Raw genomic sequence first — 13827 nt, forward strand, 5'->3', positions numbered from 1 at the left:
AAATTGACAGCACAAACTGCAGCAGTCCTTGGTAAGCAAGAGGAACAGGCAGAATATGAGGCATTGTTTGCATCCGTAGCTAAAGCTTTTGAGCGTGAGTTTTTTGATGAAACCGGAAAGGTAAAAGGAGTTACAGAAACCCAAACATCTTATTTAATGGCTCTTGCCTTTGATTTATTGTCCGAGGACAAAAAAGACAATGTTAAAAAACATCTTTTAGAAAAAATAGCAGAAGCAGATGATCATTTAAGAACTGGGTTTTTAGGAACGCCATTATTGTCTCAAGTATTAGATGAAACCGGCGAAGTCAATTTGATGTATAAATTGTTATTCAACGAAACTTACCCTTCTTGGTTTTATTCTATAAATCAAGGGGCAACAACTATTTGGGAGCGTTGGAACAGCTACAGTAAAGCAGAAGGTTTTAACCCTCAAAAGATGAACAGTTTAAATCATTATGCCTACGGGGCTATTGGGGAATGGATGTATGAACGTATAGGTGGTGTTGCACCATTAGAAGCAGGCTATAAAAAGATAAGAATAGCACCAAAACCCAGAAATCCACTAACATCAGCATCAGCCAGTGTAAATACGCCTTATGGAATGGTATCTTCATCTTGGGAGATTGTGAATGATGAATTTAAGTTAGAAGTTATTGTACCGCCGAATACGGAGGCACAGGTCATCATCCCTGCAATGTCTCAAAGTTCTTTGAGGGCAAACGGAGCGGTATTTGAAGAGGATGCGAGTTTGAAACTCACAAATAGAGCTAACGATTCTTTTGAATTATTAGTGGCACCGGGAACTTATGTTTTTCAATCTAAACTAAAATAAACAATGCAAAACTTTTTGTTTAAACAGAACCAAGAGATACTGAAATCGGATAAGAAAGCTCATTTACTGTTATTTCTGATGTTGTTAGCTTCATGTTTAGCTTTGAGTGCGCAGTCACAAAATTTTAAGACTCCTATTGTAAATGATAAAGTTATTTTTCTAGAGCAAAAAGGGAGTCTGGCTGTAGAAGCTGAGTATTTTTACAGACAGAGCAATACAAAGATGAGGCAATGGTATATGACTACAAAAGATGTAATTACCAATATCGGACCAGACGGAGACCCTTCTCATGCATCAAGAGCAAGCAACAGTACTTATATTGAAGTTTTACCAGATACAAGAGTAAAGCATTCTGATGAGTTATTGCTCGGCGAGAATTTTTCTAACCAACCAGGAGAAGTATCAGTTTTACATTATAAAGTCAAAATAACAAACCCAGGAAGATATTATGTTTGGGTTAGAGCTTTTAGTACAGGTAGTGAAGATAACGGTATACATGTAGGTCTAGATGGAAAATGGCCAAAGCATGGGCAAAGGATGCAATGGTGTAAGGGGAAAAAGCAATGGACTTGGGAAAGCAAGCAAAGAACAAACGAACAACATTGTGGCGTCCCAAAGCAAATATACTTAGATATAGAAAAACCGGGTATTCATGATGTACAATTTAGTATGCGTGAAGATGGTTTTGAGTTTGATAAGTTTGTACTAACGAACGACAGCACCTATATCCCTATGGGAGAAGGGCCAAAGGTATCAACACTTTGGCCTTTAAGATCATATTTTAAACAAATAGGTGCTTCAAACATCGAAAACAAGACTTTGCCCATTGATGATTTTCCTCTACAAGACACAAGGTTTTATAAACACGCTAGAGGAAATTGGTTAGGGATCAATCCAAATAAGCACAAAGAAGCCAAATCGACAACTTCTTTTACTTTTAAAAGTGGAATCTATGATTTGATCTTTGTTGCGGTTAGTGAAAATGATGGTCAATCGGAATTTAAAATATGGATCAACAATAAAATATTGGGGACTTACTCACCTCCTCTTTCAAAAGATGTATTCCAAGAAGGAGAAATTAGCAATGCACTCTGGGAAAATGTATCACTGAAGCGAGGAGACAAGATTACAGTTGTCGCTAAAGTCGGAAGCGCAGATGGTAAAGAATGGGCTAGAGGCCGTTGGTCGGGAATTGTTTTTGCACCTGTAGGCACAGGTAAAAACGTTAAAACTACTCCGTTTGTTTCACAATTAAGAGTCAATAAAAGTACAACACCAGTTCTTAGCCCACCGCCGGGTAGGATTGCAGTTGTTGCCGATGGCAATTCACCTGACCCCGACGACCTTGGCGGAACAGCAGTTTCCCTAGCATTGTTAAGGGCAGCAGGCTTAGAGAAAAGATTGGTGCATTATTCACATAGTTGTGATTTGGTACGTGTAAAGAGGATTTCAGAGCGGGCCGAAAGAGAACGACATGCACTAATGCAAAGTGTATGTGATGTGACTGCAAGACGATGGGGTGGTTTTGGAGGGCTAACCTTTTATGACGCGAAATGGCAACGGCAGGAAACCATTAAAGATTTGGCAAAGGCCATAAATGAATCTACACGACTAGATCCACTATGGATTATAGAAGCAGGAGAGCCGGATATTATAGGTTTTGCTCTTGAGGCTAGTTGTAAAGAAAAGCATAAGTATGTCAAAGTTATCACCCACCATCCTGCTAATGATGATGCGGGAGATTTTTATACTTGGCAGCAAATATTAGATTTTGGAATTGAGGAAATCCGTATTCCAGATCAGAATATAAAATTGAAAGTAAATTTAAGCCAATGGGATTGGGCAAAGAACCATTCTGACCCAAGAGTACAGTGGGTGTGGTTACAAGGTAAAATTGCTGAAGTTGACGATGTGGTCAAGTTTCAAAAGGGCAAATGGGATTGTTCAGATGCTGGAATGGTTTTATATTGGATTACAGGAGCTCACATTAACAATGGACTAGAGCAAGGAAGCGTTGAAGTAGTTAAAAGTCTATTGTTGAACTATATACATAATAATTAATTGTTTTTATTTATCAAACCATGAAAAGAAATTTAATAATCCTCTTGAGTTTTACTTTTTTGATGAGTTGCCAATCAGAAAAAAAACAGTCTTCTAAAAAGCTAAACATTGTTTACATACTTACAGATCAATGGCGAGCATCAGCGTTAGGATACGCGGGAAATGAAGATGTGAAAACCCCAAATTTAGATGCTTTTGCTAAAGCGTCTATAAACTTTAAGAATGCAGTTTCTGTTACTCCAGTGTGTACGCCTCATAGGGCTGCTTTGTTAACAGGAAAGTTTCCGACCACAACAGGAATGTTCTTGAATGATCTTTATCTTCCATCAGAGGAGGTTACGATGGCAGAAATCTTTAAAGAAGCTGGCTATCATACTGCGTATTGGGGTAAATGGCATTTAGATGGTCATGGTAGATCAACTTATATACCTAAAGAAAGACGTCAGGGGTTTGATTTTTGGCGTGCCTTAGAGTGTTCTCATAATTATACAAAGATGCCGTATTATGATAATGATGATATGGAAAAGAAAACTTGGGGAGAATATTCGCCATTTGCCATCACAAAGGATGCAAATCAATATTTAGAAAAGCATGCAAATGATGAAAAACCTTTTTTAGCTGTGATTTCAATTGCCACCCCTCATTATCCTCATGGAAGTGCACCAAAGAAATACAAAGACATGTATCCGCCCGAAAAACTGAAGCTTAACCCTAATATATCGCCTAAATTTGTAGAAAGAAGCCGCAAAGAGTTACAGGGTTACTATGCACACGCCACAGCTACTGATGAAGCAATAGGAGATGTATTGGCAAAAATAAAAACCCTTGGTTTGGATAACAATACGATTGTTGTATTTTCTTCAGACCATGGTGAAATGATGGGGGCTCACGGTGTAAAGCCATTTGTAAAGCAGTTGGCTTGGGATGAATCAATAAACATACCCTTTCTAATCAGTTATCCAACGATTGGAGATAAACGAGGAAGTGTGGTCAACGCACCCTTAACCACCCCAGATATTTTACCTTCTTTACTTGGTTTGACAAATATTCAAATTCCAGAAAGTATAGAAGGGGAAAATTTAGCGGATTTGATTAGAAATCCCAACCCAGATGCCGATAGAGCAGCATTGGTCATGAATCCTGCTCCTTTTGGTGCTAATTACAAGGATGCGCCTTACAGGGGTATTAGAACAAAACAATATACCTATGCTATTACACCTAATGGTCCAAGTATGTTTTATGACAATATTGCTGATCCTTATCAACAACATAATTTGTTAGGTGATGAAAAGTGGAAAGAAGTTCAAAGGGATTTAGATTTGAAACTCAGGGCAAAACTTAGAAAAATTGGGGACGAATGTAAATCTAGAGACTATTTTCTTAGCAAATGGAAATATAGGTTTGATGACAAACGCCATGCTATCGATTGGTGGAGTTTTAATGATGGAGTAGGGGTTGTCCAATCCCCGAAATTTATTTCTAATTAATTTCACATAAATGATGAAAAAAAAATACGTCCTGATATTGTTGCTAAGTTTATTTATGAATTTAGGTTATTCTCAGCGAACAGAAACCAATTTCAATAATGACTGGCGATTTATTTTGGAAGATCATCCATCTTATTCTAAAGAAGAGATAGATCAGTCTTTATGGACAACATTAAATATACCTCATGATTGGTCTTTTGAAAAAGGTGTCAGAAAAGGAGGAGATCAAGGACAAGGAGGAGGTTATCATGATGGTGGTATTGGCTGGTATCGTAAACAGTTTAATGTACATAAAGAAAGTCTTTCTAAAATTACTTACATCAATTTTGATGGAGTCTACATGAACAGTGAAGTTTGGATCAATGGGAATCATCTAGGGAAAAGACCTTATGGATATATTAGTTTTAGATATGATATTTCAACATACTTAAAAGAAGGAAAAAACACTATTGCTGTCAGAGTTGATAATAGTTTAGAACCTTCTGCGCGTTGGTATCACCCATGTGGGATTTATGCGCAAGTAAAATTAATTGAGGTGAATAAAACCCATATCAAACCAAATGGCGTATTTGTAACTACTCCAAAAATTGAGAACGATAAAGCGTTGGTGTTTGTTGAAACTCAATTTGAAGGAGATTTAAAAAATTTGAAGTACGTTGTTCAACTCTATTCAGCTTCTGGTGATTTGCTATCATCGGCACAAAAAAAAATAAAATTCTCTAAGGAGAAGTTGTTTTTGATCGTTGAAACCCCAAGTTTATGGAGTCCAGAAACTCCAAATATTTACAAAGCGGTAACTCAAATTCTAGAAGGGAAAAAGGTTATAGATGAAATTGAAACTACTTTTGGGATCAAGTCGGTGAAATGGGAAACCAAAACAGGATTTTGGCTGAATGGTGAAAACGTAAAATTAAAAGGTGTCTGTGAACACTGGGAAGGTGGACCGGTAGGGGGTGCTTGGACAAAGCCTATGTTGCGCTGGAAATTACAAAGTCTAAAGGATATGGGTATCAATGCCATTCGTCCATCACATAATCCTACTCCACCAATGTTTTATGATATTTGTGATGAAATAGGTTTATTAGTGATGGACGAGATTTTTGATGGTTGGCATAAAAAAGCACCCCAAGATTATGGAAAACAAGCATTTGATAAGTGGTGGAAACGAGATGTCAAAGAGTGGATTACTAGAGATAGAAATCATCCTAGTATTTTTGTGTGGAGTTTAGGAAACGAAACCCATAGTCCAATAGGTCCTGAGTTGGTAGAGTTTGGCAAGAAATTAGATTCTACACGTTTATTTACTTCGGGCGCTGGGAACCCTGAAGACATGGATATTACAGGTGTAAACGGAGGTTCAGAAACCAAATCTTTTATTGAGAGTAGGACTTTTGATAAACCTTTTATCTCTACTGAAGCCCCACATACTTGGCAAACCAGAGGTTATTATAGAACACAAACTTGGTGGCGTGACAATGAGTTGCCAGGAACTTATCCATTACCCAATTTAACCGAAAAAGAAATTTTTTTTTATGAAGGGATCAATCCCAAATATTGGAGAAATAGAAAGCAAAGTTTTAATTCTTCTTACGATAATGCAACAGTAAGAGTGTCTGCAAGAAAATATTGGGAAGTGATGCGCGATCATCCTTGGCATAGTGGTCATTTTCGTTGGACAGGTTTCGATTATTATGGAGAAGCAGGTTTGGTACATGGGGGGCTGCCTTTCAATTTATTTATGGGAGGTGCTTTGGATGTTGCAGGGTTTAAGAAGGATTTATATCAATTTTATAGAAGTCAATGGATTACAGAACCAATGATTCACATGTTGCCACATTGGACGCATCCAAGAATGAAGAAAGGGACAGAGATTCCAGTTTGGGTTTATTCCAATGCTGAGGAAGTAGAATTGTTCTTAAACGGTACATCACTAGGAAAAGACAGACCAGGAACTGTTTGGAACGAAATGCAATGCGAATGGATGGTGCCTTATCAAGAAGGAAAACTTGAAGCGGTAGCGTATATTGATGGAAGAGAAGTAAAAAGAACTTCTTTTGGGACGAGTAAACAACCATCAAAATTAAAAACAAGTCTTCAGAAATTAGCGGCAGAGGACAGTTTTGAAGCGAGTTATATCATCACATCAGAAAGTTTAGATGAAAACAGTAATTTATATCCTTATGGAGAAAATAAAATATACTACACTATCCAAGGGGATATAAAAAAGATTTCCATGGAAAACGGAAATCCAATTGACCCAACAAGTAGAACAAAATCAGATTTTAGAGCTTTGTTTTTTGGGAAAACAAGATTGTTCTTGAGAGCACAACCAAATGCTGAAAAAGCATCTGTAATAACAGGTGCTATTTTGGGAGACAAAGCTTTATATACTTCAAACAAAATAACAATTGAAGCCAAACAACTTCCTGTAATTGGTAAAACATTATTAGATAAGTTAGAAATCTTGTATACCACAAACGGAGACCATCCTGAAACAAAAGGGATTATTTACAAAGGAGCTTTCGAAATTTCAGGCAATACTACTGTAAAAACTATTGTAAAACAAAATGGTAGAGTGGTTATGAAAATGGAAGAAACTTTTGGAAAAGACGAAGGTTTGTTTTGGGGTAATGAGCATTCTAAAGATATGTGGATTGGTAGAGGTGTAAATATTTCTGCTGAAGAAGGAATTTTAAAAGGAAGTGCAACTGTAAGCAGAGAAGCAAGACGTTTTAAAGGAACAGGTTTTGTAGATTTTAATGAAAAAGAAGGTTCAGTAGAGTTTTATCAAGAGAATGATGGAGAAGGAGGAGATTATAGTATTCGTTTCAGATATATGCATAACAATGTTGGTAAATTATATCCAATGAAATTGTTTGTAAACGATGAATACATAAGGATTCTTGATTTTAAAGCAACAGGTGGTTGGGAGAAGTCTTGGAAGTTTGTTCCAACTATCATCAGATTAAAAGCAGGTGCAAATAGTATTCGCTTAGAAACCATAGGGCAAAGCGGTCCTTTTATAGATGAATTATTTATTGATTAATTTGAAAAAAAAGATGTTTTATGAGAAATACATTAGCATTTTGCAAAGTATTAGCTTTTATATTTTTAACAACTATTTATAGTTGTGCTAATATTAAAAAAGCTAAAGAAAGCAACTCTATTGGAAATTATCAAGAGTTAGAGGTTCAAAAATCATTAATTCTAAAAGGAGATCGTAACGCTCTTAACGATTACAAAAAACTTATAAAAAAAGCGGATTCGTTATTAATTGTTGATGGTTTTTCTGTTGTACATAAAACGGGTTTACCACCGAGTGGTGACAAGCACGATTATATGAGTATTGGTCCTTATTGGTGGCCAAATCCTGAGACCGATAATGGTTTGCCATACATAAGAAAAGATGGAGAAATAAATCCTGAGGCAAGAAATAATTTTACTGATTTTGTTGAAATTAAAAATTTCCTAAATACAATAAAAGACTTAAGTGATGCCTATTATTTAAGTAATAAAACAACCTACGCTAGAAAGGCTATAGCATTGATCAATGTTTGGTTCTTGAATTCAGAAACCAAGATGAATCCTAATTTAAATTATGGTCAATCTATTCCTGGAAAAAATAATGGGCGATGTTTTGGAATCATTGAATTTGATGGAATTGACAAGGTGGTGGCATTTTTAAAATTAGCACAAGATAGAGGGTTAATTGATCAGGAAACTCAAGAGGGGATGTTTGATTGGTTTACAACATACACCAATTGGTTGCAAACTAGCAAACTAGGAGTAGAAGAAGGAACCAGGAAGAACAATCATGGAACACATTATGATGTACAATTACTCAATATATTATTTTATTTAAACAGAAAAGAGGAGATAAAAACTCATCTCACTCACGTGACAAAGGCAAGAGTTTTTAGTCAAATAGAACCTGATGGGAGTCAGCCACTAGAATTAGCAAGGACCAAATCATTTTCTTATTCTGTAATGAACTTACATGGATTCCTACAATTAGCCTATTTAGGAACTAAGGTTGGTTTCAATCTTTGGGATTTAGAATCAGAAGATGGTAGAGGGATAAAGAAAGGATATCAATATATGCTACCTTACTTGACCAAAGAAAAAAGCTGGCAACATCCCCAAATAAAAGATATAAAACATGATGAAGAAAAGTTAATTTCAGATTTAAAATACGCTCGAAAACTATTTAGAGACACTTCTTTTGATGTCGTACTTCAACAGTTAAACTAAAAAAATGAAAATACGGATCTTATTAATAATAGGTTTCCTTTCGATTTTAGCATCCTGCAAAAATCAGAGTTCAGAAAGAAAATCAGAAGAAACCAAGACTCTAGAAGAAGGATTTAAAAACCCACCTTTAGCGTCTAAACCCAGAACTTGGTATCACATCAATAGCGGAAATGCATCAAAAGAAGGTTTTACCAAAGATTTAAAAGCTATAAAAGAAGCTGGTATTGGAGGTGTTTTGGTGTTTAATGTGTCTATGGGGTTGCCAGAAGGCGATGTAAAATATAACTCGCAAGAACATCGAGATATTTTAGCACATGGTGCCAAAGAATGTGAAAAATTAGGGTTAAGTTTTGGGGTACATAATTGTGATGGTTGGACCTCTAGTGGTGGTCCTTGGGTAACTCCAGAAAACGCTATGAAAGTAGTAGTAAATAGCCAAGTGATTGTAAAAGGAGGAAAAGAAGTTAACATAAAACTTCCGCAACCCCCTACTAGACATCATTATTACAAAGATATTGCTGTTGTGGCATATCCAACTTTAGAGTCAGAATTGGTAGATGATCGTGTAAATCCTAGGATCACATCTTCAGATAAAACTTTTAATGTGGCCTTGGCCACCGATAAACAAACCAACACATACGCCGATTTAAAAGCAAAAGAGTGGGTGCAATATGATTATGGAAAAGCACACACAATACAGTCCATAAACGTTTTTATCAATAAGCGTAAAGGGCGTTTGACTTTATTAAAATCAAACGATGGTGTTCATTTTACAGTAGCTCACAAGCCAAGAGAACAACGTATTGGGAAAGACGAATGTTATTTTTATGAAAGTTTTAAGCCGGTTACAGCACGTTATTTTAGAATTGAAACTGAAATGGATGCTGGATTTTACGAGATGCAACTTTCTGCAAGTTCTGTTCTAGGAAATATGATGGAGTATACATCCTACAGAAAAAACAGATCCCCTATTGGAGACACAGATGCAAAAGCATTCATTAAAAAAGAAGACATTCTTATTTTAAGTGATAAAATGGATACCAATGGTGTTTTAAAAACAACATTGCCAAAAGGGAATTGGACCATTATGCGTTTTGGATTTACAGCTTCTGGAGCAACAAACGAACCATCCTCCGTTGAGGGAAAAGGATTAGAAGTCGATAAATTTAGTAAAAAGGCATTAAAAGTCCATTACGATGCCTTTGTAGGCAAACTGGTTGAACAAGCAAAAGTTGATGCACCAAATGCCTTACAATATATTGAGATAGATAGTTACGAAGTAGGTCCACAAAATTGGACTGACAATATGGAGAGGCTATTTCAAGAACGTTTTGGTTATGATTTTAGACCATTTTTGTTAATGTTTGCTGGTAAAAGCATAGAGAATGTCAAGACTGTTGAGGCTGTTTTCTGGGATATGAAACAATTGGTAAGCGATTTAATGGTTACTAATTATTTTGATTATTTTTCAGAATTATGTCATCAAGATGGTCTGATATCTTATATAGAGCCTTATGGTTTTGTGGGCCCATTCAATAGTTTGGATGCTGGAAGAAATGCCGATATCCCAATGGGAGAATTTTGGTTAGGAAAGCCAAATAAACATAAACGTGCAGCAGTATCTGCAGGTCATATTTATGGAAAAAATGTAATTTCTGCGGAAGCCTTTACAAGTACCAAATTAAATTGGGGTTTCCACCCGGCATTAGCCAAACATAAAGGAGATTACGAATGGACAAATGGGGTTAATGAATATATGTTTCATCGTTTTGCACATCAACCAAATACACATGTTAAACCAGGGATGAGTATGAGTTTTGTAGGCTCGCATATAGACCGAACACAAACCTGGTGGAACAATGCAGGTCCAAAGTGGTTCAATTATTTAGCTCGAGGTTCGTACATGCTGCGCCAGGGGAATCCGGTATTAGATGTGTTGGTTTTTGTAGGTGATAGAGCACCTAGTCACGTAGTTCATGCAAATCAAATAAGACCTAAACTTCCGACGGCTTATAAATACGATTGTGTAAATTCAGATGTCATTATAAATAGATTAGTAGTTGAAGATGGTAAATTAAAACTTCCTAACGGTACTACTTATAATGCTTTGTCTTTGCAGAGACATGATATCATCAACCTAGAGACTTTAAGAGGTATTTACAAATTGTCACAACAGGGTGCTTTGATTGTTGGTAAGAAGCCTGAAAAATTAGGAGGCTATCGTGTAACACAGGCAATGCAAGCTGAGTTTAAGAAGTTGATAAGCGCAATTTGGTCGAGTAATAAAACATATGGTAATGGAGAATGGGAAGAAATTTTTGAAGCGAATAATATTCAAAAGGATTTGATTGTCGAAGGTCAACCAGAATTTAATTTCTACCATAGACGTACCGAAAGTGAGGATGTTTACTTTGTATACAATCATAATTTAACAGAAAAGGAAGTACTAAACTTTAGCTTTTTAGTACAAGGTAAAGTACCAGAACTGTGGAATGCAGAAACTGGAGAGATTGCCAAATTAGTGGAGTATACTTCTAACAATGGAAGAACAGATATCTCTATACCTTTACATGCCCAAGAATCAGTTTTTGTTGTTTTTAAATCAGCAAAAGCAAATCAACCTAAAGTTACGTTTACGTCAGTTAATAAGGAATCAAAACCTACGTTTGGTTTAGATGATGAAAATAATTTACAGGCAGAAGTTTATGCCAATGGAAACTATACTGCCAAAGTAAATGATGCTGAAGACTGGGTTATGAATGTAAGTGATATTCCTAGTCAAGTTGAAATAAAAGGCAATTGGGAAATTGATTTCAGAGCAGAAGATTTTTATGATGCAACCATAAAAACAGATGAATTATTCGATTGGACTACTCACGCTAAAGAGGAAATAAAACACTATTCAGGAACCGCAATTTATAAAACAGCATTCAACATAGAAAAAGAAATGTTGCAATCCGATAGACAATTTCAACTCAACTTAGGCAAGGTTAGTGTGATAGCAAAAGTGCTTGTAAACGGAAAAGATGTTGGCGTCAGTTGGATAGCTCCTCACGTTTTAAGTATAACATCTGCTTTAAAATCGGGAGAAAATACTTTAGAAATTCAAGTCACTAACCAGTGGACGAATCGTTTGATTGGTGATGAAAAATTACCCAATCAGACGCAGTACGACGTAAGAAGGTCAAAAAAAGGTTTTGGATCGGAAGATTACAGGGGTAAATACAAAAAAATGCCAGATTGGTACAGGAATAATAAACCATTACCCGCAGGGCCACGTAAAACGTTTAGTGCGTATTCTTTCCAAAAAGCAACGGATGAGTTAGTGTCCTCAGGCTTGTTGGGACCTGTTACAATATCGACTTCAAAAATTATAAAAAGAAAATAACGAATGAAAAAATTAGCCATTTTAGTTCTTCTATTTTTATGCTTTGGGTGTAATTCATCTTCGGAAAAAGAGGAGCCAATAATAACTTTAGAAGAAGGATTTAAAAACCCACCAAACGAAGCAAAAGCAAGAACCTGGTGGCATTGGATAAGTGGTAACGTATCTAAATCTGGAATTACAAAAGATTTAGAAGCGATGAAGGCAGTGGGTATTCAAGAAGCACAATTGTTTAATGTGCATTTAGGATTTCCAAAAGGACCTGTAAAATATTTAAGTGAGGAGTGGCTAGATTTATTTAAATTTTCTGCAAAAGAAGCCAAACGTTTGGGTTTAGAGTTGGCGTTTCATAATAGTGCGGGTTGGTCTTCTAGTGGAGGTCCTTGGGTAGCTCCTGAGCATGCGATGCAAACAGTTGTTTTTAGTGAGGTTGAAGTGAATGGTAATCAATACTACAACAAGCAATTGCCACAACCTAAAATAAAATTTAACTATTATAAAGATATAGCTGTTTTGGCTTTTCCAAAACCAAAAACAACACAAAAGATAGAAGGTTTAGATTATAAAATACTATCTGAGCGTATTCGTAACCACTTATTGCCCGATACGAAAGACATACCGAAAACAAGTAGCCTGCAAAAGGCAACCATAATTAATGTAACGGATAAAGTTTCTAAGGATGGGTTTTTAGACTGGAATGTTCCAGAGGGCGAATGGATTGTTTTAAGATTTGGGCACACACCAATAGGAACGACCAACAGACCCGCACCACCAGAAGCCAAAGGCTTAGAAGTGGATAAAATGAGTAGAAAAGCACTTGATGCCTATTGGGAAGGAGGAGTTCAACCTATAATAGATAAGTTGGGAGATTTGGTAGGGACCACAGTAAACAACTGTTTAATAGATAGCTACGAGGTAGAGACCACCAATTGGACTACTGGTTTTGATACGCAGTTTGAGAAATTAAGAGGGTATGATTTAACTTCTTTCTTACCAACCTTAGCCGGATATTATGTAGAAAGTGGCGAAATTTCAGAACGTTTTTTATGGGATTTTAGAAGAACTATAGGCGATTTAATCGCAGAAAATTACTACGCATATTTCGCAGAATTATGCCACAAAAACAATTTGAAATTTTCTGTAGAACCGTATTGGGGGCCTTTTGATAATATGCAAGTTGGCGCCACTGGTGACATTGTGATGTGTGAGTTTTGGAGTGGTGGATATCCATTTTTTGATTCTTCTAAATTCGTGTCTTCAATAGCTCATTTAAATGGAAGTTCGATTGTTGGTGCAGAATCTTTCACAGGAATTGGCGGTTGGGATAAACATCCAGCAGATATAAAATCAATTGGAGATAGAGCTTGGGCAGAAGGAATTACACGATTTATTTTTCACACCTATGTGCATCAACCTTGGGATGTAGCACCAGGTTTAGCCTTAAGTTATCACGGTTTTGATTTTAACCGATTAAATACGTGGTGGAAACAGAGTAAAGGGTATATGGATTATTTGGCACGTTCACAGTTTTTATTGCAACAAGGTAAAAATGTAGCCGATGTTTTGGTGTTTACAGGAGAATCATCGCCAAACACCGCATTTTTAAAACCAAAAATTAAACAAATGGGCTTTGATTACGATTTAATTGGTGCCAATAAGTTAAAAGACTTAACCGTTAAAAATGGAACCATTTATTCATCTGTCGGGAATGCTTATAACGTATTAGTTTTACCAGAATCTGATTTTATAATACCAGAAACTTTAGAAAAAGTAAAAGAATTAGTGGCTGGTGGTGCACAAGTCATTGGA

The 13827-nt window shown here is 36.2% G+C and carries 7 protein-coding genes; all 7 read left to right on the forward strand.

The annotated features are described in order from the left end of the window. On the forward strand, positions 1-834 hold an 834-nt coding region (locus ABF281_RS09045; RefSeq protein WP_347181350.1), incomplete at its 5' end, for an alpha-L-rhamnosidase C-terminal domain-containing protein. 3 nt (positions 835-837) lie between these two features. After that, a complete protein-coding gene (locus tag ABF281_RS09050; protein ID WP_347181351.1) occupies positions 838-2895 on the forward strand; it encodes a hypothetical protein in 2058 nt (685 codons plus the stop codon). Between the two features lie 20 nt (positions 2896-2915). Further along, on the forward strand, positions 2916-4382 hold the full coding sequence (locus ABF281_RS09055; RefSeq protein ID WP_347181352.1) for a sulfatase: 1467 nt from the start codon (positions 2916-2918) through the stop codon (positions 4380-4382). A 10-nt stretch (positions 4383-4392) separates the two neighbouring features. Continuing rightward, on the forward strand, positions 4393-7428 hold the full coding sequence (locus ABF281_RS09060; protein ID WP_347181353.1) for a sugar-binding domain-containing protein: 3036 nt from the start codon (positions 4393-4395) through the stop codon (positions 7426-7428). Positions 7429-7448: 20 nt separating this feature from the next. Further along, positions 7449-8633 (forward strand): alginate lyase family protein, encoded by a 1185-nt coding sequence (locus ABF281_RS09065; protein ID WP_347181354.1) that lies wholly within the window; start codon positions 7449-7451, stop codon positions 8631-8633. A gap of 4 nt (positions 8634-8637) precedes the next feature. Further along, on the forward strand, positions 8638-12021 hold the full coding sequence (locus ABF281_RS09070) for a glycosyl hydrolase (protein WP_347181355.1): 3384 nt from the start codon (positions 8638-8640) through the stop codon (positions 12019-12021). Positions 12022-12024: 3 nt separating this feature from the next. Further along, positions 12025-13827: glycosyl hydrolase (locus ABF281_RS09075; RefSeq protein WP_347181356.1), on the forward strand; the 1803-nt coding region annotated here is incomplete at its 3' end.

The organism is Wenyingzhuangia sp. (genome assembly GCF_039768515.1).
Classification (GTDB): domain Bacteria; phylum Bacteroidota; class Bacteroidia; order Flavobacteriales; family Flavobacteriaceae; genus Wenyingzhuangia.